General features: G+C 66.8%; 20 protein-coding genes. 8 read left to right on the forward strand and 12 right to left on the reverse strand.

From position 1 onward, the window contains the following. Positions 1-6 precede the first annotated feature (6 nt). Genes ceoB through WS51_RS09680 form a run of 3 tightly spaced genes read right to left on the reverse strand, consistent with a single transcriptional unit; the run spans position 7 to position 5,362 of the window. A complete protein-coding gene (gene ceoB, locus WS51_RS09670) occupies positions 7-3,207 on the reverse strand; it encodes a multidrug efflux RND transporter permease subunit CeoB (protein WP_059449026.1) in 3,201 nt (1,066 codons plus the stop codon). A 45-nt stretch (positions 3,208-3,252) separates the two neighbouring features. Next, on the reverse strand, positions 3,253-4,470 hold the full coding sequence (gene ceoA / locus WS51_RS09675) for a multidrug efflux RND transporter periplasmic adaptor subunit CeoA (protein ID WP_059449025.1): 1,218 nt from the start codon (positions 4,468-4,470) through the stop codon (positions 3,253-3,255). 31 nt (positions 4,471-4,501) lie between these two features. After that, the gene (locus WS51_RS09680) at positions 4,502-5,362 is read right to left on the reverse strand and encodes an alpha/beta hydrolase (RefSeq protein WP_059449024.1); all 861 of its coding nucleotides are present in this window, start codon (positions 5,360-5,362) and stop codon (positions 4,502-4,504) included. 173 nt (positions 5,363-5,535) lie between these two features. Here WS51_RS09680 and ceoR point away from each other — a divergent pair, with 173 nt between their 5' ends. Both ceoR and WS51_RS09690 read left to right on the forward strand, forming a co-directional pair. Further along, positions 5,536-6,540, forward strand: a complete 1,005-nt coding sequence (ceoR, locus tag WS51_RS09685; protein WP_059449023.1) for a putative multidrug efflux transcriptional regulator CeoR — start codon at positions 5,536-5,538, stop codon at positions 6,538-6,540. A gap of 415 nt (positions 6,541-6,955) precedes the next feature. Then, positions 6,956-7,252, forward strand: a complete 297-nt coding sequence (locus tag WS51_RS09690; protein ID WP_059449022.1) for a DUF4148 domain-containing protein — start codon at positions 6,956-6,958, stop codon at positions 7,250-7,252. 228 nt (positions 7,253-7,480) lie between these two features. Here WS51_RS09690 and WS51_RS09695 read toward each other — a convergent pair whose 3' ends face one another. From WS51_RS09695 to selD, 3 genes are all read right to left on the reverse strand, one after another. Further along, positions 7,481-8,560: a purine-nucleoside phosphorylase gene (locus tag WS51_RS09695; RefSeq protein WP_059501597.1), complete on the reverse strand. Its 1,080-nt coding sequence runs from the start codon at positions 8,558-8,560 to the stop codon at positions 7,481-7,483. A 275-nt stretch (positions 8,561-8,835) separates the two neighbouring features. Continuing rightward, positions 8,836-9,426, reverse strand: a complete 591-nt coding sequence (locus WS51_RS09700; RefSeq protein WP_059501595.1) for a LysE family translocator — start codon at positions 9,424-9,426, stop codon at positions 8,836-8,838. 79 nt (positions 9,427-9,505) lie between these two features. Further along, positions 9,506-10,570 (reverse strand): selenide, water dikinase SelD, encoded by a 1,065-nt coding sequence (selD, locus tag WS51_RS09705; RefSeq protein WP_063552689.1) that lies wholly within the window; start codon positions 10,568-10,570, stop codon positions 9,506-9,508. 109 nt (positions 10,571-10,679) lie between these two features. On the opposite strand from selD, the gene WS51_RS09710 reads away from it, so the two are divergent. Beyond that, the gene (locus tag WS51_RS09710; protein WP_059868739.1) at positions 10,680-11,516 is read left to right on the forward strand and encodes a DMT family transporter; all 837 of its coding nucleotides are present in this window, start codon (positions 10,680-10,682) and stop codon (positions 11,514-11,516) included. A gap of 97 nt (positions 11,517-11,613) precedes the next feature. Here WS51_RS09710 and pdxR read toward each other — a convergent pair whose 3' ends face one another. Beyond that, positions 11,614-13,122 (reverse strand): MocR-like pyridoxine biosynthesis transcription factor PdxR, encoded by a 1,509-nt coding sequence (pdxR, locus tag WS51_RS09715; protein ID WP_069229017.1) that lies wholly within the window; start codon positions 13,120-13,122, stop codon positions 11,614-11,616. Between the two features lie 120 nt (positions 13,123-13,242). Here pdxR and WS51_RS09720 point away from each other — a divergent pair, with 120 nt between their 5' ends. The 3 genes from WS51_RS09720 to WS51_RS09730 all read left to right on the forward strand — a co-directional run bounded on the left by WS51_RS09720 (position 13,243) and on the right by WS51_RS09730 (position 17,398). Continuing rightward, on the forward strand, positions 13,243-14,532 hold the full coding sequence (locus WS51_RS09720) for a 4-aminobutyrate--2-oxoglutarate transaminase (protein ID WP_059449016.1): 1,290 nt from the start codon (positions 13,243-13,245) through the stop codon (positions 14,530-14,532). Positions 14,533-14,631: 99 nt separating this feature from the next. After that, positions 14,632-16,101, forward strand: coding sequence for an NADP-dependent succinate-semialdehyde dehydrogenase (gene gabD, locus WS51_RS09725; RefSeq protein ID WP_069229018.1), 1,470 nt, complete (start codon positions 14,632-14,634; stop codon positions 16,099-16,101). Positions 16,102-16,213: 112 nt separating this feature from the next. Next, positions 16,214-17,398 (forward strand): LAPAL motif-containing putative phage structural protein, encoded by a 1,185-nt coding sequence (locus WS51_RS09730; protein WP_236872351.1) that lies wholly within the window; start codon positions 16,214-16,216, stop codon positions 17,396-17,398. Between the two features lie 74 nt (positions 17,399-17,472). Here the strand turns inward: WS51_RS09730 and WS51_RS09735 are convergent, their stop codons facing one another. After that, positions 17,473-19,017: a methyl-accepting chemotaxis protein gene (locus tag WS51_RS09735; protein WP_059501579.1), complete on the reverse strand. Its 1,545-nt coding sequence runs from the start codon at positions 19,015-19,017 to the stop codon at positions 17,473-17,475. A 401-nt stretch (positions 19,018-19,418) separates the two neighbouring features. Further along, positions 19,419-20,963, reverse strand: coding sequence for a methyl-accepting chemotaxis protein (locus WS51_RS09740; RefSeq protein WP_069229019.1), 1,545 nt, complete (start codon positions 20,961-20,963; stop codon positions 19,419-19,421). 505 nt (positions 20,964-21,468) lie between these two features. Here WS51_RS09740 and WS51_RS09745 point away from each other — a divergent pair. After that, positions 21,469-21,948: a 2-thiouracil desulfurase family protein gene (locus WS51_RS09745; RefSeq protein WP_418219692.1), complete on the forward strand. Its 480-nt coding sequence runs from the start codon at positions 21,469-21,471 to the stop codon at positions 21,946-21,948. A 96-nt stretch (positions 21,949-22,044) separates the two neighbouring features. On the opposite strand, the gene pcaF is transcribed toward WS51_RS09745, so the two are convergent. Beyond that, on the reverse strand, positions 22,045-23,247 hold the full coding sequence (gene pcaF / locus WS51_RS09750; RefSeq protein WP_059543345.1) for a 3-oxoadipyl-CoA thiolase: 1,203 nt from the start codon (positions 23,245-23,247) through the stop codon (positions 22,045-22,047). Positions 23,248-23,474: 227 nt separating this feature from the next. On the opposite strand from pcaF, the gene WS51_RS09755 reads away from it, so the two are divergent. Further along, positions 23,475-24,263: an IclR family transcriptional regulator gene (locus tag WS51_RS09755; protein ID WP_059449010.1), complete on the forward strand. Its 789-nt coding sequence runs from the start codon at positions 23,475-23,477 to the stop codon at positions 24,261-24,263. A gap of 206 nt (positions 24,264-24,469) precedes the next feature. Here the strand turns inward: WS51_RS09755 and WS51_RS09760 are convergent, their stop codons facing one another. Together WS51_RS09760 and WS51_RS09765 are read right to left on the reverse strand one after the other, a co-directional pair. Next, positions 24,470-25,585 carry a succinylglutamate desuccinylase/aspartoacylase family protein gene (locus WS51_RS09760; protein ID WP_069229021.1) on the reverse strand — a complete coding sequence of 372 codons (1,116 nt, stop codon included), beginning with the start codon at positions 25,583-25,585 and terminating at the stop codon, positions 24,470-24,472. Positions 25,586-25,630: 45 nt separating this feature from the next. Next, positions 25,631-26,368, reverse strand: a complete 738-nt coding sequence (locus tag WS51_RS09765) for a transporter substrate-binding domain-containing protein (protein ID WP_230944493.1) — start codon at positions 26,366-26,368, stop codon at positions 25,631-25,633. Between the last annotated feature and the right edge of the window lie 10 nt (positions 26,369-26,378).

A 26,378-nucleotide genomic window follows, 5' to 3' on the forward strand; every position in this document is an offset into this window, starting at 1 on the left:
TTATCCTCAAGCATCCGAAGCCGGCACGCCCGGTGCAGATACGCCATAACCGGCCGAGTCCTTGCCTGCGACGTGGATCTTGCCGCCCGCCAGCGTGCGCAGCACGACGTAGAACACCGGCGTCAGCATCAGCCCGAACAGCGTCACGCCGAGCATCCCGAAGAACACCGCGACGCCCATCGCATGTCGCATCTCGGAGCCGGCACCCGTCGACATGACGAGCGGCACGACGCCCATAATGAACGCGATCGACGTCATCAGGATCGGGCGCAGCCGCAGCCGGCTCGCCTCGATCGCGGCCTCGAGCGGCGTCCTGCCGTCATGCTCCAGTTCGCGTGCGAATTCGACGATCAGGATCGCGTTCTTCGCCGACAGCCCCACCAGCACCATCAGGCCGATCTGCGTGAAGATGTTGTTGTCGCCCTGCGTGAGCCACACACCCGTCAGCGCCGACAGAATGCTCATCGGCACGATCAGGATCACCGCGAGCGGCAGCGTCAGGCTTTCATACAGCGCGGCGAGCACGAGGAACACGAGCAGCACGCTGATCGGGAACACCCACATCGCCGAGTCGCCCGCGAGGATCTGCTGGTACGTGAGGTCGGTCCATTCGAACCGCACGCCACGCGGCAGCGTCTCGTGCGCGATGCGCTCGATGGCGGCCTGCGCCTGACCCGACGAGAAACCCGGCGCCGGGCCGCCGTTGATGTCGGCCGCCGTGTAGCCGTTGTAGCGCACGACCATTTCGGGGCCGAACGTCGGCGTCACGGTGACGAGCGACGACAGCGGCACCATCTCGCCCCGGTCGTTGCGCGTCTTCAACTGCAGGATGTCGTCCGCGCGCTGACGGAACGGCGCATCGGCCTGCACGCGCACCTGGTACACGCGCCCGAAGCGGTTGAAGTCGTTCACGTACAGCGAGCCGAGATACACCTGCATCGTGTTGAACACGTCGGTCACGGGCACGCCGAGCTGCTTCGCCTTCACGCGGTCGAGATCGACGTTCAGCTGCGGCACGTTGATCTGGTAGCTCGTGAACAACGGGCCGAGTTCCGGCGCCTGCTGCGCACGCTTGATGAAGTCGTTGGTCGCGTCCGACAGCTTCGCGTAACCGACCGCGCCGCGATCCTCGATCTGCATCTTGAACCCGCCGAGCGTGCCGAGGCCGAGCACCGGCGGCGGCGGGAACACCGCGACGAACGAATCCTTGATCGCACCGTACTGCTGGTTCAGTGCACCGGCGATCGCACCGGCCGACAGCGCCTTGCCATGCCGTTCCGCGAACGGCTTCAGCGTGACGAACACGATGCCCGCGCTCGAGCTGTTGGTAAAGCCGTTCACCGACAGCCCCGGGAACGCGACCGCACTCTCGACGCCCGGCTGCTTCAGCGCGATCGAACCCATGTCGCGAATCACCTTCTCGGTGCGGTCGAGCGACGCGCCGTTCGGCAGTTGCGCGAACGCGATCAGGTATTCCTTGTCCTGCGCGGGCACGAAGCCGCCCGGCACGATCTTCGACACGAGCACGGTCGCGCCCACCAGCACGAGATATACGCCGAGCATCAGCGTCTTGCGCGACAGCACGCCACGCACGCCGCGGCCGTAGTTTTCCGCGCCGCGATGGAACACCTTGTTGAAGCGCCTGAAGAAGCCGCCGAGCACGCGGTTCATCACACGCGTGAGCCAGTCTTCCTTGTCGCCATGGCCCTTCAGCAGAATCGCGGACAGCGCCGGCGACAGCGTCAGCGAGTTGAACGCCGAGATCACCGTCGAGATCGCGATCGTCATCGCGAACTGCTTGTAGAACTGGCCGGTGAGGCCCGACATGAACGCGAGCGGCACGAACACGGCGACGAGCGTCAGCGCGATCGCGATGATCGGCCCGCTCACTTCCTGCATCGCCTTGTAGGTCGCCTGCCGCGCGTTCATCCCGCTTTCGATGTTGCGCTCGACGTTCTCGACGACCACGATCGCATCGTCGACCACGATACCGATTGCGAGCACCATCCCGAACAGCGACAGCGCGTTGATCGAATACCCGAAGCCGAGCAGCAGCGAGAACGTGCCGATGATCGACACCGGCACCGCGATCAGCGGAATCAGCGATGCGCGCCAGGTCTGCAGGAACACGATCACGACGATCACGACCAGCGCGATCGCCTCGAGCAGCGTGTGCACCACGGCCTTGATCGACGAGCGCACGAACTGCGTCGGGTCATAGACGATCTTGTAGTCGACGCCGGCCGGCATGTCCTGCTTCAGCTCGGCCATCGTCTTGCGCACTTCGTCGGAGATCTGCAGCGAGTTCGCGCCCGGCGACTGGTTGATCGCCATCGCGACAGCCGGCTTGTTGTCGAGCAGCGAGCGCAGCCCGTACTCGGACGCATCGAGCTCGATGCGCGCGATGTCGCGCAGGTGCGTGACGCCGCCGTCCGGCGTCGTCTTCACGACGATGTCGCCGAACTCGTCTTCCGTCTGCAGACGGCCGCGCGCGTTCACCGACAACTGCAGCGGCGTGCCCGGCAGCGACGGCGACGCGCCGATCACGCCCGCCGCGACCTGCACGTTCTGCTCGCGAATCGCCTGCACGACATCCTCGGCGGACAGCCCGCGCTGCGCGACCTTCTGCGGATCGAGCCACACGCGCATTGCGTAGTCGCCCGAACCCCACAACTGCACCTGGCCGACGCCCTGGATCCGCGACAGGCGATCCTTCACGTTGATCAGCGCGTAGTTGCGCAGGTAGGTCATGTCGTAGCGGTTGTCCGGCGAAATCAGGTGGACCACCATCGTCAGCGTCGGCGAGCTCTTCACCGTGGTGATGCCGAGCCGCTGCACGTCTTCCGGCAGGCGCGGCAGCGCCTGGTTCACGCGGTTCTGCACGAGCTGCGTGGCCTTGTCCGGATCGGTGCCGAGCTTGAACGTGACGGTGATCGTCATGTTGCCGTCGCTGTTCGCCTGGGACTGCATGTAGAGCATGTCCTCGACGCCGTTGATCTGCTCCTCGAGCGGCGATGCGACCGTCTCGGCGATCACTTTCGGGTTGGCGCCCGGGTACTGCGCCTTCACGATCACGGAAGGCGGCACGACTTCCGGATACTCCGAGATCGGCAGCAGGAACATCGCGATCACCCCGCCGAGCAGGATGATCACCGATAGGACTCCTGCAAAGATCGGCCGGTCGATAAAGAATTTGGAAATGTTCATGTCTGGCTCTGTCTGGTTGAACGCGGAAACGAAGCGGCGGGCCGCTTACGATTCCGCCTTCGCCGGTGCGGCCGGCTTCGCGCTGTCCGCGAGCGGCGCGGACGGCTCGTCGCCGCCCGTCATCGGGACCATGTGCGGCTTCACCTGCTCGCCCGGCCGCACGCGCTGCGTGCCGTTCACGATCACGCGATCGCCGGCGGACAGGCCGCTCACGATCACGCGCCGGTTGCCGTGCTGCATGCCCTGCTGCACTTCGCGATACGACACGCGGCCCTGCTGGTCGACGACGAACACGAACTTCTTGTCCTGGTCGGTGTTGATCGCCGCGTCGTCGACGAGCAGTGCCTGGTGCGGCGCGCTGCCGCCCACCTTCACGCGTGCGTAGAGGCCCGGGACGAGCGTGCCGTCCGCATTGTCGAAACGCGCGCGCACGCGGATCGTGCCGGACGACGTATCGAGCCGGTTGTCGACCGAGTCGATCTCGCCGCTGCGCGAATAGCCGGTTTCGTTCGCGAGGCCGAGCTCGACCGGCACCTTGCGGCCGTTGCGCGCGCCGTTGATGTATTGCAGGTAGGTCTGCTCGTCCGCATCGAACGATGCGTAGATCGGCGACACCGACACCAGCGTCGTCAGCGGCGCGGCCGACGCACCGGCCGACACGACGTTGCCGAGCGTGATTTCCGCGCGCGACACGCGGCCCGACACGGGTGCGGTGATACGCGTGTAACCGAGGTTGATGCGCGCCGTTTCCAGCGCCGCTTCGGCGGCCTTCAGGTTCGCGCTCGCCTCGCGCGCGGCGTTCTGCTTCTCGTCGTAGTCGCGCTTCGCGATCGCGTTGTCGCCGATCAGGCGCTGTGCGCGCTGCCAGTCGGTTTGCGCATAGCCGTTGCGCGCCTGCGCGGCGGCAAGCTGAGCGGCCGCGCGATCGACTTCCGCCTGGTACGGGCGCGGGTCGATCACGAACAGCACGTCGCCCTTCTTCACGAGCGCGCCGTCCTTGAAGTTCACCGCGACGATCGTGCCCGACACCTGCGGGCGTACGTCGACTTTCTCGACCGCCTCGAGGCGGCCCGAATAGCTTTGCCAATCGGTGACGGTCTGCGGCACGACGGTCGCGACATCGACTTCCGGCAGCGGCGGTGCCGCTTTCTCGGGTGCGTTCGCGCTCACGCGCATCGCGCCGAACGTGCCGAGGCCGACGACGGCGAGCGTCACGATCGCCGCGGTCGCGATTCGGGAACGGGAGGTGCGTAGGATGGCCATGTGGATCTCCAATAAGCGTGGATTGGTCTGGTTATTCGGAACGGTTCGGCTGACGCGCCTGGAAGCGGCACTGGAAGAAGCGCACGGCTTCCTCCAGCGCGGCTTCGTGCGTCGCGAGCGCCGCATGCGTGACGTCCGGGTAGCGGATCACCTGCGTGAGCACGCCCGACGAAATCAGGCAGCCCGCGTATTTCTCCGCTTCGACGTGCAGCACGTCGTTCTGCGCGGTCACGACGAGCGTGGGCGGCAGGCCCGCGAGGCGCACCGATTCGAGCGGGGCCGCATACGGATGCATGCGCTGCGCCGCTTGCGGCAGATAGGCGCGATAACAGGCCGCGCATTCGCGCGCGGTGATGTCCGACGAAAGGCGTTCGGCGTCGCCGATGCGCGTCATGCTCGGATCGAGCATCGGCCCGAACAGCGCCTGCGCGACGATCGACACTTCGCCGCGATCGCGCGCGATGAACGCGAGACAGTTCGCGAGCTGGCCGCCCGCGTCGTGCCCCGCGACGCCGATCTTCTTCGGATTGCCGCCGAACGCGCGGGCGCGCGTCGCGGCCCACACGGCGGCGCGATACGCATCCTCCGGCGCGGCCGGAAAAGGAAAGGCCGGCGCGAGCGAATAATCGACCGACACTACGAGAGCTGGTAAGCGTTCTGCTAAAAAGCGCGCGGCGAAGTCGGCGTCGTCGAGCGAGCCGCGCACGAAACCGCCGCCGTGGAAATAAAGCACTACCGGCAATCCGGTTTTATCGGCGCGTCGGTAGACGCGCAGCACGATGTCCTGCGCGTAGCCGGGGATTTCCACCTCCGCGACCGTCAGCGCCGCGCCGGCTCTGGCTTCGGCGGGCAATGCGGCTTTCAGGAATTTGCTGAATTCAGAAGCGTCCATGACGATGCAGCATCCATTTCGAGATGGAACGAATTCTGGGTCCGGCAGACATCCGGATAAATGCCTATAATCCGGCAACACAATTCAACGCCCCCGAACAATCCCAGGCTGCGCCACCTACAAAGTGGCGCAGCCTTGTTGTTCCGGCGGCAAATTAGATTGCGGAGGTTGTGATGGACCGGCTTCAGGCCATGCAGGTGTTTACTCGCGTCGTCGATACAAGCAGCTTCACCAAGGCAGCAGAAACGCTCGGCCTGCCGCGGGCGTCCGTCACGACGATCATCCAGAATCTCGAAGCATTCCTCGGCGTGCGCCTGATGCACCGGACCACGCGCCGGCTGTCGCTGACGCCTGACGGCGCCGCGTACTACGAACGCTGCGTGCGGATCCTCGCCGATGTCGAGGAAACCGAAGCAAGCTTCCAGAACAACAACCGGAAGCCGCACGGAAAGTTGCGTATCGACATGCCGGGGTCGATCGGGCGGCTGCTCGTGATCCCGTCGCTGTGCGAATTCCACACGCGCTATCCGGACATCGACCTGCAGCTCGGCCTGTCCGACCGGCCGGTCGACCTGCTGCAGGAAGGCGTCGATTGCGTGATCCGCGTCGGTGCGCTGCAGGACTCGTCGCTGGTCGCGCGCCGCGTCGGCCTGTTCGAATGCGTGTCGGTCGCGTCGCCCGCGTATCTCGAGAAGCACGGCGAGCCGCAAACGATCGAGGACCTGAGCGACCACAAGGCCGTCAACTACTTCTCGAGCCGCACGGGCCGCACGATCGACTGGACCTTCCTCACGGACGGCAAGGAAGTCGAGGTGAAGATGAACGCGATCGTGTCGGTCAACGACGCCGACGCATACGTGACCTGCGGGCTCGAAGGCTTCGGCCTGATCCAGCCGCCGTTGTTCATGGTGCTGCCGCACCTGCGCGACGGCCGGCTCAAGGAAGTGCTGCCCGGCCTGAAACCGCTGCCGATGCCGATCTCGGTCGTCTATCCGCACAGCCGTCACCTGTCGCCGAAGGTGCGCGTATTCGTCGACTGGATCGCCGAGGTGTTCGACCGCTGCCCGCTGCTGAGCGGCAAGGGCAGCCTCGACGCGACGTGCAGCAAGCGCACGTTCGAGGAAGCCGAGCGCGCACCGGCGCTCGACACGCCGGTCATCAACGAGTGGGTCGCGTAATCGTCTGAATCGCGGTGCGCGGGCTGTCCGGCCCGCGCGCCGTCCCGCCTTCGTGCCGCTTAGGTGTCACCTTCGTGCCACCTTCGTCGCCGCACACATCGTCTTTTCCGAATCCGCATCAGACCTTTGCGCCGCGCGCGGCAATCGTCCGCGCACGTGGTCGCGCGAGCGTCGGCACACCGCGCGAAGCCCGCGCCGCGCGGCTGCGGACGATTTCGACATCCTCCTGAAGGCGTTGCGGATCGCGATTGTTCCTCGATCACGACAAATCAATTCGCGTCTGCCGCATTTATCGCGTCCGGACAGATACCTAGAGTAAACCCTGTCGCGCACCTCGTTGCGCATCGAACATCCCGTTTGACGGGACCGGAGCGCGCGCTCACGCGCCAACTCCGACCAACACAGGAGTTACGTCATGAACCGCCGCCATCTTCTCTCCGCCGTTGCCCTCGCACTCGCCGTGTCCGCACCGGCCTTCGCCGATACAACCACCGAGCACGCCGGCGACTACGGCAACACGTCGTGGTACACGCAGCACAACAACGGCCCGCGCACGCGCGCCGAAGTCAGCGCCGAAGTCGAGCAGGCACGCCGCGACGGCACGCTCGCGTGGCTGCGCAAGGCGAATTCGTATCCGCAAGGGCTCGAACTCGCGCAAGGCCCGTATCGCTCGATGCCGGAAAGCAATCAGCTCGCGGGCGGCGCGCGATAAACGTCGGTAAACGAGCAACGCCGCGCAGCGGATGATCCGCCGCGCGGCGTCGCGATACCGCCGTCGAACACTCGATTAGTCAGTTAGTTGCAGGAGTCTGTGATGAACGACCAACTTCCTTCGCCGCTCGATCATTGGGACGACACCACGCCGGTGTGGACGCCGTTCCGTTCCGCGCCGCAATCGCATTGACCTTCGCGTCGACGTGTCGCCGACAGCGGTCGGCCGTCAGCGGCGCGGCACCCCGTCGCGCCATTCGCCCCAGTGAGTGACGATGTCCTGAACGAGCGGATTGCCGGCGCGATAGAGGTTTTCCGTCGCCGGGGCAAAGCCGCCCTGATCCGCGTAGTTCAGCAGGTTGTCGGCGCTCGTCTGTCCCGCATATGGCCGATCGAAATCGGAGCCCGTGCGCAGCACCGCGACGCGCGACAGGTCGACCCGCTTCACGCTCGCCGCGCGCTTGAGCGCTTCATACGTCGCGTTGTCTTCCTGCGCGGTCATGCAGTACGTGCCCTTGCCGTCGGTCAGGATCTTCGTCCACTGACGCGCGCGCTCGCCGATCAGCGTGCCCGAGAACCACGTGTTGCCCGATGACGTGTCGCACTGGATCACCGTCGGCGGCCGGTTCGCGGGCGCGTAGGTGAACTTCGCGCGCGCGGCCTGCGCCTGCGCGCTGTCGGCAAGCACGACGTTGCGCGACAACGCATAGGCGGCGTCCGTGAGCTGCGGGTTGAGCTGAAATACTTCGGTGCGGTAGTCGAGCGGCGGCTTGTCGTTCGGGCTCTTCGTGTTGATGCCGAGATAGCCGGTGTTCCAGCCGGCCGGAATCTCGCGCGCATCGAGCTCCCACTGCAGGCTGAAGTCGACCAGGTACTTCGACCATGCGGCCGAACCGACCGTGCCTTGCGCGGGGTCGACGCCCGCGATGCCCGAGATCAGGAAGTACGTGCGGCGCAGGTCGAAGCGCTGCGAGAACGTGAGTGCCATGATCGTCGCGGATGCGTTCGCATAGCCCATGCCGGTCGTCACCACGCAGACGTCCTGCTTGTTGCAGTGAACGTTCGGGTAGTCGGGCGACAGGCCCGGCACCGCGATGTCGCGCCACGGGCCGAGCCGGTCGAGCCATGCCTGGCCCTCCGGCCCGAACATCGTGATGATCATGACCTTGACCGGGCGGCCCTGTGCGCCGGTCTCGGCGAATGCCGTATTGCCCGCGTTGTTGCCCTGGTTGTCCTGCGCGATCGATGGCGCGGTCGCACAGGCGGCAAGCGAGAATGCAGCTGCGGAAAGGATGGAGCGAGTCAGCATCGGCGTTCCTTGTTTCGGTGATGTTGGGTGAGAACGGCTGTCGGAGACTGCGCGAGGGAGTATAGAACGCGCGTGCGCGGTGCGGAACCCGACTACGAAACGCCGGCGCTACCGCAGGGCAGGCGCGATGCTCGCGCAATGCGAGACGATGTCGCCAGCATTCGAATCCGGGTGCGATGCAATCGGCATTCACCGCGCCCATCAACATCAGGAATGCTATCGAATTGAACGACACGCCGGCTCGCATCGATGCAACCGTGCCGCGAGCCAAATTGCTACAACTTCGCCAATCCCGCCACGCCGTAGCCGAGCACGACGAGCGCCGCCACCACATGGCTCGCGGCGAGCAGCCCCGGCGATTTCACGACGCGACCGATCGCGCTTCCGCCGAACGCGAACACGAGCTGCCCGGCGAGACTGCCGGCGAACACGCACGCGGCGCCCGCGAGCCAGTGCCGATGCGTGCCGGCCGAGGCCGTCGCATAACCGTAAAACAGCAGGATCGTCAGCGGGTTCGCAAGCGTGACGAAGAACATCGACACGAACGGATAGCGGCCCGGCGGCGGCGCCGTGCCGTCGAGCGTGCGGCGGCGATCCCGCAGCGCCTGCCACAGCATCCGTGCGCCCATCGCGAGCAGCACGAGCGCGCCGACGAGATGAAACAGCGGCAGGTGCGACGCGAGCGTGCTCGCGAGCATTGCGCCGATCGTGAATGCGACGACCGCATAGCAGCCGTCGGCCGTCGCGACGCCGACCGCCGCGCGCACGCCGCTCGCGGTGCCGGCGCGCATCCCGTAATTTGCGATCATCAGCGCAACCGGCCCGACCGACAGCGCGATCATCAACCCGAACAGGAAATCCTTCATCGGTCATCGACGCCTTCAGAAGAAGGCATCGATTCTAGCGACTGAAAAAATATCCGTCGCCGGCAGCGGGGCAACCGCGTCAGGCGACGTCGACCCGCGCGGGCCCGTCCACCATCTCGCCGATCACGGCGGCACGGTCGAAACCGTCGGCGCGGAAGCAAGCGAGCACGTCGTCGACTGCGTCCGGCGCGCATGCGACCAGCAGGCCGCCGGATGTCTGCGGATCGGTCAGCAGCGCCTGCGCGACCGGCGGCAGCCCGTCGGCGAGCCGCACGTCGGCGCCATACGCGGCCCAGTTGCGGCCCGATGCGCCGGTGAACACGCCGTCGGCGACGAACGCCTCGACGCCCGCCAGCCACGGCAGCGACGCGTAATGCACGCGCGCGGTGAGATTCGCGCCGCGCGCCAGTTCGAGCGTGTGGCCGAGCAGCCCGAAGCCCGTGACGTCGGTCAATGCATGCACGCCCGGCAGCGCGGCGAGTTCGGCGCCCGGCCGGTTCAGCTTGGTGGTCGTCGCAACCATCTGCGCATAGCCCGCGTCGTCGAGCTGGTTCTTCTTCAGTGCGGCCGACAGCACGCCGACGCCGAGCGGCTTGCCGAGCACGAGCACGTCGCCCGCGCGCGCGGCCGCGTTGCGCTTCACGCGCGACGGATGCACGACGCCGATCGCCGCGAGCCCGTAGATCGGCTCGACCGAATCGATCGAATGGCCGCCCGCGACCGGAATGCCGGCATCCGCGCACACCGATTCGCCGCCGCGCAGCACGGCCGCGATCGTCTCGTGCGGCAGCACGTTGATCGGCATCCCGACCAGCGCGAGCGCGAGAATCGGCTTGCCGCCCATCGCGTAAACGTCGGACAGCGCATTCGTTGCCGCGATGCGGCCGAAGTCGAACGGATCGTCGACGATCGGCATGAAGAAGTCGGTGGTCGCGACGATCGCCTGCTCGTCGTTCAGGCGATAGACGGCCGCGTCGTCGGAGGTCTCGGTGCCGACCAGCAGGTCCGGGAACAGTGCGGGCGGCGTCGCCCGCTTCAGCAGCTCGGACAGCACGCCCGGCGCGATCTTGCAGCCGCAGCCGCCCCCGTGCGACAGGCTCGTGAGGCGCGGAACGGCGGGCGGGGTGAGGGTGGCTTCGGTCATCGTCGGCATCCGGTGAATAACAACGCTCCATTATCGACAATTCCGCGCGCGCGCGCCGGATACCCACATAATTGACGGCGCTTGCCGCTCCCCTCTCCCTCCCTTCGTCATGGATCACCTGTTCATCGGCCTCGTGCTGTGCTCCGCGTTGCTGCACGCGATCTGGAATGCCTTCCTCCACGTCAGCGAAGACCGGCTCGTCCAGCTCGGCACGATGTCGCTGCCGTATCTCGCGTTCGGCATCGCGGGCGCGGTGCTGCTGCCCGCGCCGGCGCCCGCTGCGTGGCCATATGTCGCGGCGTCGGCGGTGCTCGAGGTCGCGTACTGCTTCACGCTGGCACGCGCGTACCGCAACGGCGAATTCGGCCAGATCTATCCGATCGCGCGCGGGATCTCGCCGCTGCTCGTATCGGTGCTGGCGCTCGCGCTGCTGCACGAGCGGCCGACGCCGTTCGGCTTCGCCGGCATCGCGCTCGTGTCGTTCGGGATCATGTCGCTCGCACTGCGGCGCGGGTTGCGCTTCTCCGGCGAAGGCGTGCCGTACGCGCTGCTCACGGGCGTGTTCATCGCCGCATATTCGATCTGCGACGGGATCGGCTCGCGCGTGTCCGGCAGCGCGCTCGGCTACATCGCGTGGGTGTACCTGCTGTGGAGCGTGCCGCAGCTCGTGCTCGTCTGCATGTTGCGCGGCGGCCCGCGCGCGATGCTCGCGTCGCGCACCGCGCTCGTGCAAGGCGCGATCGCCGGCACGATCTCGCTTGCCGCCTACGGGATCGTGATCCTCGCGTACCGGCATCTGCCGGTCGCGACGGTGTCGGCGCTGCGCGAGACGAGCTCGATCTTCGCGGTCGCGATCGGCTGGTTCGTGATGCGCGAACGGCCCGGCGCGCAGCGGCTCGCCGCGTGTGTGCTGGTGGTGGCGGGCGCGGCGCTGATTCGGCTGTAGCGCACGCCAACGATCGGCTAGCACCGCGCAGGCGATCGTCCGGTCCACGACCGACGCGCCCACCCCGCAGCGCGCGCATGCCTCCGTCCCGCTCCGTTCAGACCGCCGCGACCACCGGGTCGAACGCCCGCTCGTCGATCGCCTCGGCCAGCGTCGCGAACGCCGTCGCGATCTCGTCCTCGGGTACGCACGCATAACCGAGCAGCAAGCCCGATGCCGCGCGTTCGCGCTGCGCGTAATAACCGGACAACGGCCGCACGACGATGTTGCGCTCGAGCGCGGCCTGCGCGACCGCACGATCGTCGACACCGTCCGGCAGCCGCGTGACGAGATGCAGCCCCGCGTCGCTGCCGAGTGCCTGCAGCGTGTCGCCGTAGCGGCGTGCGACCGCATCGAGCAGCACCTCGCGACGCTGCCCGTACAGCGTGCGCATCTTGCGGATATGCGACACGAAGTGCCCTTCCGCGATGAACTCGGCCAGAACCGCCTGCTGCAGCAGTTGGCCTTCGCGATACAGCTCGGCGCTCGCGGTCGCGAAGCTTTCCGCGAGCGGCTCCGGCGCGACGAGATAGCCGACCCGCAGCCCCGGGAACAGCGTCTTGCCGAAGCTGCCGACGTAGATCACCTGCCCGGCCGTATCGAGCCCCTGCAGCGACGCGAGCGGCCGGCTGCCGTAGCGGAATTCGCTGTCGTAGTCGTCCTCGATGATCCAGCAGCCGTGCTGGCGTGCGTATTCGAGCAGCATCCGGCGCCGCGCGAGGCTCATCACCATCCCGAGCGGATACTGGTGCGACGGCGTGACGAGCATCAGCTTCGGCGGCTCGGCGAGATCGGCGGCCGTCGGCGCGATCCCTTCGTCGTCGACCGGAATCGGCCGCGTGGTCAGCCCCGACACGTTCAGCACGCTGCGCACGCCCCAGTAGCACGGATCCTCGGTCCAGATCGCGTCGCCCGGATCGGTCAGCAGCCGCACCGCGAGGTCGATCGACTGGTGGATCCCCGTCGTGATGACGATCTGCTCGGGCGTGCAGCGCACCGAGCGCGACGTGCGCAGATAGTCGGCCAGCGCCTCGCGCAGCAATGCGAGCCCGCCGCCCGGCGCGTAGGTCAGCAGGTCCGGGCGCAGGCGCCGCCAGTACTTGTTGTGCAGCCGCGTCCACACGCGCGCCGGAAAGCGCGACACATCGGGCACGCCCGGCATGAACGCGCCGCCCTGGCGCTTCGACACGCCCGCGCCCTCGACGAGCCGCGTGCCGCGAGACGAAAGCCGCCGCGCGGAAGAAGGCACCACCGCCGGCCCGGCGCCGGCGTCGGCCGGTGCGCCGACGATCTCGTCCGGCGCGCTGTCGGCGACGAACGTGCCGCGCCCCGTCGCCGAGTTCACGTAACCTTCGAGCGCAAGCTGTTCGTAAACCTGCGTGACCGTGTTGCGGGCGATCCCGAGCTCGGCCGCGAGCAGCCGCGACGACGGCACGCGCGTGCCGGCCGGCAGTTCGCGCGACAGGATCGCCTGCTGCAGCAGGCGGTGCAGCTGCCGGTAGATCGGCTGTTCGCCGCCGCGCACGAGGCGCTGCGCCAGCCAGTCCGACAACACGCTTGCGCGCATGATTGGCTCCTGAATATTTATTGAAATGGCTCTGATTGCCAGAGCCAAATGTGATTATAGTCGCCTCCATGGGCTGCCAACGCGGCCGATTTTTATCCCACCGGACAAAACATCAAGGAGATGACCGTGAAGAATGCCGACCTGCAGGCCCGCAAGAACGCCGCCACCCCGCGCGGCGTCGGCGTGATGTGCGATTTCTACGCCGCCCGCGCCGAGAACGCGGAGCTGTGGGATGTCGAAGGCCGCCGCTTCATCGATTTCGCCGCCGGCATCGCGGTGCTGAACACGGGCCACCGCCACCCGAAGATCGTCAAGGCGATCGCGGATCAGCTGAACGCCTTCACGCACACGGCTTACCAAATCGTCCCGTATGCGTCGTACGTCGAGCTGGCCGAAAAGATCAACGAACGTGCGCCGGGCGACTTCCCGAAGAAGACGGCATTCTTCACGACCGGCGCGGAAGCCGTCGAGAACGCGATCAAGATCGCGCGCGCGGCCACCGGCCGTCCGGGCGTCATCGCGTTCTCGGGCGGCTTCCACGGCCGCACGATGATGGGCATGGCGCTGACCGGCAAGGTCGCCCCGTACAAGCTGAACTTCGGCCCGTTCCCGGGCGACGTGTTCCACGCCCCGTACCCGAACGCGCTGCACGGCGTGACGACGGCCGACTCGATCAAGGCCATCGAAATGCTGTTCAAGGCCGACATCGATCCGAAGCGCGTCGCGGCGATCATCTTCGAACCGGTCCAGGGCGAAGGCGGCTTCAACCCGGCGCCGGCCGAATTCGTGCGCGCGCTGCGCAAGATCTGTAACGAGCACGGCATCCTGCTGATCGCCGACGAAGTGCAGACGGGCTTTGCGCGTACCGGCAAGCTGTTCGCGATGCAGCACTACGACGTGCTGGCCGACCTGATCACGATGGCCAAGAGCCTCGCGGGCGGCATGCCGCTGTCGGGCGTCGTCGGTCGTGCCGACGTGATGGACGCGGCAGCGCCCGGCGGCCTCGGCGGCACGTACGCGGGCAACCCGCTGGCCGTCGCATCGGCGCACGCGGTGCTCGAGATCATCGACGAAGAGAAGCTGTGCGAACGCGCGACGCAACTCGGCGACGTGCTGAAGGCGAAGCTGAATTCGCTGCAGGCCGACGTGCCGCAGATCGCCGACGTGCGCGGCCCGGGCGCGATGATCGCGGTCGAGTTCCTGAAGCCGGGTTCGGGCGAGCCGGACGCGGAATTCACGAAGCGCGTGCAGGCGCGCGCGCTCGAGCGCGGGCTGCTGCTGCTCGTGTGCGGCGTGTACTCGAACGTCGTGCGCTTCCTGTTCCCGCTGACGATCCCGCAGGCCGTGTTCGACGAGGCACTCGTGATCCTCGAGGAAGTGTTGAAGGAAACGGTCGGCGTGCCGGCCTGAGTTCCGTCCGCTTCAACCGAATGTGCCGCCGCCGTCGTGAAGACGGCGGCGGCCGTTTTCATCCGTCCTTATCCGTCCTTTTCAAAGCAGGCGATGCATATGAGCACTGTTCAGGAAACCCTGGCACTGAAAGACCCGTCGCTGTTCCGCCAGCAGGCGTACGTCAACGGCGAATGGCAAGGCGCGGCGAACGGCGAATCGTTCGAGGTCCGCAACCCGGCAACCGGCGGCCTGCTCGGCACCGTGCCGGCGATGGGCGCGGCCGAGACGCGTCATGCGATCGAGGCAGCGAACGCCGCATGGCCGGCGTGGCGCAAGAAGACCGCGAAGGAACGCGCGGCGATCCTGCGCAAGTGGCACGACCTGATGATGGAAAACGCCGACGACCTCGCGCTGATCCTGACCACCGAGCAGGGCAAGTCGCTGGCCGAAGCGAAGGGCGAGATCGGCTACGCGGCGTCGTTCCTCGAATGGTTCGCGGAGGAAGGCAAGCGCGTGTACGGCGACACGATCCCGACGCCGGCGAGCGACAAGCGCATCGTCGTGACGAAGGAAGCGATCGGCGTGTGCGCGGCGATCACGCCGTGGAATTTCCCGGCGGCGATGATCACCCGCAAGGTCGGCCCGGCGCTCGCGGCGGGCTGCCCGATCGTCGTGAAGCCGGCCGAAGCGACGCCGTTCTCGGCACTCGCGATGGCCGTGCTGGCCGAGCGCGCGGGCGTGCCGGCCGGCGTGTTCAGCGTCGTCACGGGCGACCCGAAGGCGATCGGCGGCGAACTGACGTCGAACCCGATCGTGCGCAAGCTGTCGTTTACCGGCTCGACGCCGGTCGGCCGCCTGCTGATGTCGCAATGCGCGGCGACAGTCAAGAAGGTGTCGCTGGAGCTCGGCGGCAACGCACCGTTCATCGTGTTCGACGATGCCGATCTCGATGCGGCCGTGCAGGGCGCGATCGCGTCGAAGTACCGCAACAGCGGCCAGACGTGCGTGTGCACGAATCGCTTCTACGTGCATGAAGCCGTGTACAACCAGTTCGCGCAGAAGCTCGCGGCGGCGGTCGGCCAGCTGAAGGTCGGCCGCGGCACGGAGCCGGGCGTCACGCAAGGCCCGCTGATCAACGAAGCGGCCGTGCTGAAGGTCGAGGCGCACATCGAGGACGCGCTCGCGAAGGGCGCGACCGTCGTCACGGGCGGCAAGCGCCACGCGCTCGGCCACGGCTTCTTCGAGCCGACCGTGCTGACGGGCGTCACGCCGGCGATGAAGGTCGCGAAGGAAGAGACGTTCGGGCCGCTCGCGCCGTTGTTCAAGTTCAGCAGCGACGACGAGGTGATCCGCCTCGCGAACGACACCGAATTCGGCCTCGCCGCGTATTTCTACAGCCGCGACATCGGCCGCGTGTGGAAGGTCGCCGAGGCGCTCGAATACGGGATGGTCGGCATCAACACGGGCCTGATCTCGAACGAAGTCGCGCCGTTCGGCGGCGTCAAGCAGTCGGGCCTCGGCCGCGAAGGCTCGCACTACGGCATCGACGATTACGTCGTGATCAAGTACCTCTGTCTCGCCGTCTGACGGTTCGGGGCCTGTCGCTTGCGTGGCAGGCCCTGACCGCCCGGCCGGAACCGGGCGGTCCCGACGCGGGCCGGTGCCCCTCTCCGCCGTGCCCGCGTCACCTTGGCGCGCGATGCCGACACGCGTGCCGTGTGCGACGTCGATGACGCATCGGCCAGACGTCATACCGTTCGGCAATTTCGGTCAAGTCTCATTTCTCGTTCGGCGGCGAAGCGCTAGATTGAGCGTTCCATCTCGATCCGGCTTACCCGCGCATGAACACGCTTCCCGTCCGCCCGACCTGCTTCCTCCCCGCGCGACCTCGTCGCACTTGCCCCGCCGTCGCGACTTGCTCGCGGGGAGTCCGCACATGATCGTGAAAACATCCGATCGCCGGCTGTCGCCGCCGAAGGGAAGGCCTGGCGGCACGACCAATCACGAGCCTTTCAATGTCGTCTACGACGGGCCTGCGCTCGGCGAACACCGGATGGACGTGCGTGAGCTCGCGCCGGTGCTGCTCGCGATCGCCGACCTGTTCTCGTCCGCCAACAAGGAACTCAATGGCGAGCGCTCGGAAGTTCGCCTCGAGGTCAGGGGCAGCTTCAAGGCCGGCTCGTTCCATGCCGAACTGATCTTCGTCCAGTCGCTCGCGAGCCAGATCCGCGATCTGTTCGCGGGGCCGAACGCCACTGCGTTCAGCAACGCGCTGGCGATCCTTGCCGCGCTGGGCATCGTCGGAGGCGGAGGCCTGATCGGCCTCATGCGAACGCTGCGCGGACGCAAACCGCATCGCACCGAACCGGATGGGACGAACGTCAGGATCTGGACGTCTGAGCAGGAATGTTTCGTCGTCGATGAATCGATCGTCCGGTTGTACCGAAACCGGGCCGTTCGCGTCAGCCTGCACAAAGTGCTGTCGCCACTCGAACGCGAAGGCATCGACAGCTTTGGCATCGTGCGCGACGACATCGTCGAGCTTTCGATCGAGTGTGATGAAGTGGCTACGTTCTCGAGCAGCGACGATCCGGGGGAAGTGGTCACCGACACCATCGCGCGCAAGATGCTGACGCTCGAATCCGTCGTGTTCAAGGACGGCAACAAATGGCGCGTGCACGACGGCACGTCGGCATTCTTTGCGTCGCTGGACGACGAGCAGTTCATCGCAAAAATCGATGCCGGCGAGCGCTTCGGAAAAGGCGACGTGCTGGTCGTCGATCTGCGTCAGACGCAGATCATCGTCGATGAAGGGCTTCGCAACGAATACCGGATCGTCAAGGTCCGCGAACACCGTGCGCCGCTGCAACCGACGCTGATCTGAGCTTGGGCCGCATGTCGGTGACGCGGGCCGGCGCCCCTCTCCGCCGTGCCCGCGTCGCCTTGCTTGCCGCGTGTTCAACGAAACACGTTCACCGCATCGACCAATCGCGTCGCCTGCTGCTTGAGGCTTTCCGACGCCGCCGCGCTCTGTTCGACCAGCGCCGCGTTCTGCTGCGTGATGTTGTCCAGATGCACGACCGCCTGGTCGACCTGCGCGACGCCCGTGCTCTGTTCGGCCGTCGACGAGCTGATTTCGGCGATCAGGTCCGACACGCGCTTCACCTGCGTGACGATCTCCTCCATCGTCTTGCCCGCGCCGTCGACGATCCGCGCACCCGACTCGACGCGCTCGACGCTCGCGCCGATCAGCGTCTTGATTTCCTTCGCCGCGTTCGCGCTACGCTGCGCGAGCGCCCGCACCTCGCCCGCGACCACCGCGAAGCCGCGCCCCTGGTCACCGGCCCGTGCGGCTTCGACGGCCGCGTTCAGCGCGAGGATGTTGGTCTGGAACGCGATGCCGTCGATCACGCCGATGATGTCGGAGATCTTGCGCGAACTTGCCGTGATGTCGTTCATCGTCGTGACGACCTCGCTCACCGCCTGCCCGCCGCGCTCGGCTGCCTCGCTCGCGGAAACCGACAACTGGTTCGCCTGGAGCGCCGTCTCCGCATTGCTCGATACGGTGGCCGTCATCTGCGCCATCGACGCGGCCGTCTGCTGCACGCTGGTCGACGCCTGTTCGGTGCGCGCGCTCAAGTCGTTGTTGCCCTGCGCGATCTCGTTGCTCGCGCGCTGCACGTTGTGCACCTGCTCGCTGACGTCGTCGACGAGCCAGCGGAACATCAGCCCGAGCTGGTTGATCGTACGCAGCGTCATGCCGATCTCGTCGACGCGGTTCATCGCCACGCCGGTGCGGCTTTCGCCCGTCGCAACGCGCAATGCCTGGTCGCGCAACTGCATCAGCGGCCGCGCGATCTGCGCATCGAGCCACAGCCCCGCGGCCACCGACACGCCGGCCGTCGCGGCGGCAAACGCCGCGAGCCCGCCGCCGGCCAGCCCGCATGCCCAGCCCGCGCCGACCACCGCCGGGGCCAGCACGCACAGTGTCGAATGCAGCCGCGCGCGCACCGACATCGTCTGGAACAGCGACGCGACGCTCATCAGCCCGGTGCGGACGATCAATCCCTTGTGGAACCGGCGATTGCCGGCCTTGCCTTCGCGAAACGCGCGATACAGCGCGTCGGCAGCCGCGATCTCGTCGCGCGACGCCTTCGTGCGCACCGACATGTAGCCGGTCGGCTGCCCGTTGCGCATCACCGGCACCGTATTCGAACGGACCCAGTAATGATCGCCGTTCTTGCGCCGATTCTTCACGAGCGCGGTCCACGGTTCGCCGTTCTTCAGCGTCGCCCACATGTCGGCGAACGCCTCCTTCGGCATGTCCGGGTGCCGCACGACGTTGTGCGGCTGACCTTCGATTTCTTCGGGGGAAAATCCGCTGACCTGAATGAACGCCGCATTCGCGTATTTGATGTAGCTCTCGGCGTCGGTGGTCGACATCAGCGTCGCGTCATCGGGGAATTCGAATTCGCGTTGCGTGACAGGCTGGTTATTGCGCATGGTATGGAGTTCCCGGTTGCGAATCTTGTGTCCGCTTGTGGATTGGATCGAGACCGTACGCATCGCGGTCGGCCCGCATGCGTTCGATCACACTCCTGCGCTTTCGGCAAATCTGGCGAAAACATTATGCCGGCTGCGGGTAAATATGCATTAATTTCGCATCATCTTGATTCAGCCGAAAACTTTGTTTATACGTGAATCAAAAACCCCGTCTTATCAAGCACTTGCCGGTCAATTGTCTGATTAATCGGAGTATTTCATCTGCCGGATTAGCGAATAAATGCCGATCCTGAAATGAGAATCTCTCTCGTTTCATACATTCGAATCAAATCGGAAAGCGAAGATGCAGATGATGCAGGCGGCTCGCCGCGACGAAACGCGCAAGTGCGCGCCGCCGTCGATTACCGAAACACGTTCACCGCATCGACCAATCGCGTCGCCTGCTGCTTGAGGCTTTCCGATGCCGCCGCGCTCTGCTCGACCAGCGCCGCGTTCTGCTGCGTGATGTTGTCCAGGTGCACGACCGCCTGGTCGACCTGCGCGACGCCCGTGCTCTGTTCGGCGGTCGACGAACTGATTTCCGCGATCAGGTCCGACACGCGCTTCACCTGCGTGACGATGTCCTCCATCATCCTGCCCGCATCGTCGACCCGCTGCGCGCCCGACTCGACCCGCTCGACGCTCGCGCCGATCAGCGTCTTGATTTCCTTCGCCGCGTTCGCGCTGCGCTGCGCGAGCGCCCGCACCTCGCCGGCGACCACCGCGAAACCACGCCCCTGTTCGCCCGCGCGCGCCGCCTCGACGGCCGCGTTCAGCGCGAGGATGTTGGTCTGGAACGCGATGCCGTCGATCACGCCGATGATGTCGGCAATCTTGCGCGAACTCGCCGTGATGTCGTTCATCGTCGTGACGACCTCGCTCACCGCCTGCCCGCCGCGCTCGGCCGCCTCGCTCGCGGACACGGCGAGCCGGTTCGCCTGCAACGCGGTCTCGGCATTGCTGTCGACGGTGGCCGTCATCTCTGCCATCGACGCGGCGGTTTCCTGCACGCTCGACGCCGCCTGTTCGGTGCGCGCGCTCAGGTCGTTGTTGCCCTGCGCGATCTCGTTGCTCGCGCGCTGCACGTTGTGCACCTGCTCGCTGACGTCGTCGACGAGCCAGCGGAACATCAGCCCGAGCTGGTTGATCGTACGCAGCGTCATGCCGATCTCGTCGACGCGGTTCATCCGCACGCCGCGACGGCTTTCGCCGGTCGCGACGTTCAGCGCCTGATCGTGCAGCCGTTTCAGCGGACGCACGATCTGCGCGTCGAGCCACAGCCCCGCGGCCACCGACACGCCGGCTGTCGCGGCGGCAAACGCGGCGAGCCCGCCGCCGGCCAGCCCGCAGGCCCAGCCCGCGCCGACCATCGCCGGCGCCAGCACGCAAAGCGCAGAATGCACGCGTGCGCGCACCGACATCGTCTGCGGCAGCGACACGATCCGCAACAGCCCGGTCCGAACGATCAATCCCTTGTGAATACGGCGCTGGCCGGCCTTGCCTTCGCGGAACGCGCGATACAGCGCATCGGCTGCCGCGATCTCGTCGCTCGGAGCCTTCGTGCGCACCGACAGGTAGCCGTGCGGCACGCCCGCGCGCATCACCGGCACGGCGTTCGCACGCACCCAGTAATGGTCGCCGTTCCTGCGGCGGTTCTTCACGAGCGCGGTCCACGGTTCGCCGTTCTTCAGCGTCGCCCACATGTCGGCGAACGCCTCCTTCGGCATGTCCGGGTGCCGCACGACGTTGTGCGGCTGGCCGACGAGTTCGTCGTTCGAGAAGCCGCTCACGTATGCGAACGTCGTGTTCGCATACGTGATGATGCTGTCGGCATCGGTGGTCGACATCAGCGTGACGTCGTCGGGAAATTCGAATTCTTGTTGGGTGACAGGCTGGTTGTTGCGCATGCAAGGCTCCGAAAGGCGGATCCGGTGCGGGATCCGCGCGGCGCGAAAATCACGCTCAGTAGCCGAAAAACGGTTTATCGCTTTACGACGGTCTCGTTCCTTCTGTCGGCAATCGCCGGGAAATCCTTAGTCCGGAAAGCGCATGAAATATCGAATTCCTCCATCGACATGATTTCGATCAAGTAATCCCGCAATAATCACGGCCTGCAGCCTGATGCTCTGCGCGATTGCGTCGGGCAATGTATCGGTTCGGACAACCATTGCACACGGCAAAGCGATTCAACCTGATCGACGTCATTCAACCGGCATTTGAATTCGACGAGAAAATCCGGCGATCAATGGAATTTGCCGTGCCCGAATACGGCAGCGGACATATCGCTCGGCGCGAGATCATCCGCGAGCGCGACCCGCGCGTAGAATTTCCGCTTGCTCAATATCGCCTGCACGGAGAACGACATTGCAGAACGCGTCGCAGCCGCCGGCCTCGCCGAAGATCCTCGTCAGCATGTGCGTGCTCGGTCACCCCGTCCGTTACAACGGCTCGGCGAAGACGGCCGCGCATGAAGCGCTCGCGCGCTGGCAGCGCGAAGGGCGCCTGGTGCCCGTGTGTCCGGAGCTGGCAGGAGGATTGAGCGTGCCGCGTCCGCCCGCCGAAATCGCGGGCGGGGAGTCTGGGCAACGCGTGCTGGCGGGTGCCGCGCGCATCGTCGACGTGCACGGCACCGACGTGACGGCGCCGTTCGTCGACGGCGCGCGCGACGCGCTCGCGCTGGCCCGCGCGCACGACTGCCGCTACGCGATCCTGGCGGACGGGAGTCCGTCGTGCGGAAGCAGTTTCATTTACGACGGGCGTTTTGCGGGCCGGCGGCATGCCGGCGCCGGCGTGACGGCGGCGTTGCTGCGCGAGCATGGAATCGAGGTGTTCGCGGACAGCGAGATCGACGCGCTCGTCGCGCGCCTCGCACAACCGTCGCAAGCCGAATGACGATGTGGCCGGCACGACGATCGCGTGCCGGCCACATCTTCTGGAAGAGGAACCCGCTGAAGCGGCGTGAACGTCGCCGCTCCCCGGATGACGCGATCAGACGCGCTCGATCGCGATCGCGATACCCTGGCCGACGCCGATGCACATCGTGCACAGCGCGAAGCGGCCGTTGGTGCGATGCAGCTGATACATCGCGGTCGTCACGAGCCGCGCGCCCGACGCGCCGAGCGGATGGCCGAGCGCGATCGCGCCGCCGTTCGGGTTCACGCGCGGATCGTCGTCGGCAACGCCCAGCATGCGCAGCACCGCGAGGCCCTGCGACGCGAACGCTTCGTTCAGCTCGATCACGTCGAACTGGTCGATCGTCATCCCGAGCCGCGCGAGCAGTTTCTGCGTGGCCGGCGCCGGGCCGATGCCCATCACGCGCGGCGCGACACCGGCCGTCGCGATACCCAGCACGCGCGCACGCGGCGTCAGGCCGAAGCGCTTCGCGGCGGCTTCGTTCGCGAGCAGCAGCGCGGCGGCGCCATCGTTGACGCCCGACGCGTTGCCGGCCGTCACCGATCCGTCCGGGCGCACGACGCCCTTCAGCTTCGCGAGCGCTTCGAGCGACGTTTCGCGCGGATGCTCGTCACGCGAAAAGACGACCGGATCGCCCTTCTTCTGCGGAATCGTGACGGGCACGATTTCCTCCGCGAGCGTGCCGTCCTGCTGCGCACGCGCGGCCTTCTGCTGGCTGCGCAGCGCGAACAGATCCTGGTCGGCGCGGCTGATGTTGTAGTCGACCGCGACGTTCTCGGCCGTCTCCGGCATCGAATCGACGCCGTGCAGCTGCTTCATCAGCGGATTGACGAAACGCCAGCCGATCGTCGTGTCGTAGATGTCGGCCTGGCGCGCGAACGCGCTGGCGGCCTTGCCCATCACGAACGGCGCGCGCGTCATGCTTTCGACGCCGCCGGCCACCATCAGCGCGGCCTCGCCCGACTTGATCGCGCGCGCGGCCACGCCGACCGCATCCATCCCGGAACCGCACAGGCGGTTGATCGTCGAACCCGGCACGCCTTCCGGCAGCCCCGCGAGCAGCGCGGACATGCGCGCGACGTTGCGGTTGTCCTCGCCTGCCTGGTTCGCGCAGCCGTAGATCACGTCGTCGATCGCCGTCCAGTCGACGTCGCGGTTGCGCTCGACGAGCGCCTTCAGCGGCACCGCGCCGAGGTCGTCGGCGCGCACGCCGGACAACGCGCCGCCGTAACGGCCGATCGGGGTACGAATCGCATCACACAGAAAAGCTTCGGTCATCAGTGTCTCCGGTCTCATGCAAGGCTGGGAAGAAGTTGGAACGCGCCCCTTGCATTGCCCGCCGGGATGCGCTTAAATGTTCTATATACGAACATAAGATCGTGTATCGAACGTTCAACGCATCATAGGGAGTGCGGGGACGACCTGTCAAGCGCCCGGTCGGCGGTGCGGTTGGCGTGTCTGGCCCCATGCGCTATCTTCTCGGCTGCACGACAATCCGACCGTTCATGACAACCGAAGACATCCAGACGAAACCGGGCGACTCCTATGTGCAGTCGTTCGCGCGCGGCCTCGCGGTGATCCGCGCATTCGATGCCGAGCGCCCGGAGCAAACGCTCACCGAAGTCGCCTCCGCCACCGGGCTCACGCGCGCCGGCGCGCGCCGGATCCTGCTGACGCTGCAGACGCTCGGCTACGTCGAGGCCGACGGCCGGCTGTTCCGGCTCACGCCGAAGATCCTCGAGCTCGGTTTCGCGTATCTCACGTCGATGCCGTTCTGGAATCTCGCCGATCCGGTGATGGAGCAGTTGTCCGCGCAGATCCACGAAAGCTGCTCGGCCGCCGTGCTCGATCGCACCGAGATCGTCTACGTGCTGCGCGTGCCCACCCACAAGATCATGACGATCAACCTGTCGATCGGCAGCCGCCTGCCCGCGTACTGCACGTCGATGGGCCGTGTGCTGCTGTCCGCGCTCGACGACGCGACGCTCGACGAGACGCTCGCGCAGAGCGGCATCCGCGCGCATACGCCGCGCACGATCACCGACATCGGTGAGCTGAAGGCGACGATCGCCCAGGTGCGCCAGCAAGGCTGGGCCGTGGTCGACCAGGAACTCGAAGTCGGCTTGATGTCGATCTCGGCGCCGATCCGCAACCGGCGCGGGCAGGTGATCGCCGCGATGAACATCAGCGGCAACGCGCAACGGCACACCGCGAAGCAGATGGTGAAGGAGTTTCTCGGGCCGCTGCAGCAAGCCGCGCAGACGGTGTCGGAGCTGGTGGCACGGCGCGGGTGAGCGCGCGGCGCGACGGCCGTTCATTCGCAGACACGACGATGGCGGGCGGCACCTGGCCGCCCGTTCCAAGTGCTGCCTCTGCTTCAACATCCTTCCGACCGACCACGGGGCGCACACCGCGCCGCCCGATTTCGCGACGCGTCAAAGCCTCATCGGATCAATGAAAACGAAACTGCACGGCGCCGCCCCGCCACCGTGCCCGCCGCTCATGCGCCGAGCAACATCCCCTTGCGCACCGGCACCGTCCCCGTCACGCGGCCGAGCGGCGCGCCTGCCGTCACGAAGCGGATCGCGCGGCGCATGTAGAACACGCCGTCGGTGCCGCTCGACACCGTCGTGATCGCGTCGGTCAGCGGATCGACGATGTCGAACAACGGATCGCCGGCACGAATCGTCGCGCCGACCGCCGCGCGGTGCACGAGAATCCCGCTCACCGGCGCGTAGAACTGCTCGCTGCCCGCAAGCGGCGTGGCCGGCGCGGCAAGCGGCGGCAGCGGCGTGCGCTCGCCGCGCACCGCGCCGCACCACACCAGATAGGCGACGAGCGCGTCGGCGTCACGCGCCGCGTATTCATGCGTCACGTCGCGCTGGCCGCGGCATTCGACCGTCACGGCCACCGTGCCCGCCGCCATCGGCGTGCGTTCCGGCAGATGCTCCCGCAACTGCGTCCACATCAGGTGATGCGCATCGTCGAACGCGTGGCCGCCGGAATCCTCGGCGAGCAGCGATACCTGCGCGCCGAGATAGCGCGCGAGCGGCTCGACCTGCCGCCATGCCGTGTCGCTCGTGTACACGTGCATCACCGCTTCGAGCGAGCAATGCAGGTCGATCACGACGTCGGCATCGTGCGACAGCTTCAGCAACGCAAGCTGCAACGCGTCGAACTCGGTGCGCGGCGCAATCTCGTCGAGCGCCGCGCCGACGCATTCGCGCACGATCGCGCGGTTGCGTTCCGGATCCGCGCCGAGCCGCTCGCGCGCCCGCGCGGCGATGTCGGCGAGCGGCAGGAAGCCGCGATTGAAATTGCGCCCGCTCGCGAGATCGAACCGGCCGATGAATTGGCCGAGCAGATGATGGTTCAGGCCGACCGGGTTCGCGACCGGCACCAGCACGACCTCGGCCGCGAGCCGGCCGTCCGCTTCGAGCCGCGCGAGTCGCTGCTTGAGCGCGACGGCGGCCAGCATCGCGGGCGTCTCGTCCGCGTGCAGCGCGGCCTGCAGGTAGATCTTGCGGCCGGCGTCGGTCGGCCCGAAATGAAAGCTCGTCAGCGTGCGCTGCGTGCCGATCGACGGCGACAGGAGCGGTGTGGTGCGAATCTGCATCGAGGGTCCCGAATGAAGGAGTGTGACGGAAACGGAGCGTGCGGCTCAGTCGCCGTACGGGTTGAAATCGAAGTACTGCTTCGCGATCCGTTCGTACGTGCCGTCCTTCAGCATCGATGCGATCGCGCCGTCGATCGCCGCCTTGAGCGCCGTGTCCGACTGGCGCATCCCGATGCCGACGCCGCGATCGCCGAGATCGAGCGGTGCGCCGACGAACGCGAAACCCTTGCCCTTCGGCTGGCGCAGGAATCCGTAGTCGGCTTCCACCGTGCCGAGCAGCGCGGCGTCGAGCCGGCCGTTGACGAGATCGGCAAACACGTCGTCCTGGCTCTTGTACGGCACCACGCCGACGCCGGCCGGCGCCCAGTGCGCGAGCGCCCACGATTCGAACTGCGTGCCCGACTGCACGCCGACGCGCTTGCCGGCCAGCGACGCGGGCGTGCTGCCGAGCCCGCGCTCGGGCCGCGCGACGAGCCGCGACTTGAAGCGGAACAGTTTCGACGAGAACAGGATCTGCTTCTCGCGCTTCTCGGTGATCGCCATCGACGACAGGATCGCGTCGATCTTGCGCGCCTGCAGCGCGGGGATCATCCCGGAGAATTCGAGCTCGACCCACTGGCAGTGCAGCTGCGCGCGCCGGCAGATCTCGTTGCCGAGATCGACGTCGAAGCCCTTCAGGCTGCCGTCGGGCGCCTTCGCGTCCATCGGCGGATAGGTCGGATCGATGCCGAGTCGCACCACGTGCGCGTCGAGCGCGTGCGCGCAGGGCGCCGCGAAACCGATGCACGCGACA

The organism is Burkholderia territorii (assembly GCF_001718335.1).
GTDB classification, from domain to species: Bacteria; Pseudomonadota; Gammaproteobacteria; order Burkholderiales; family Burkholderiaceae; genus Burkholderia; species Burkholderia territorii.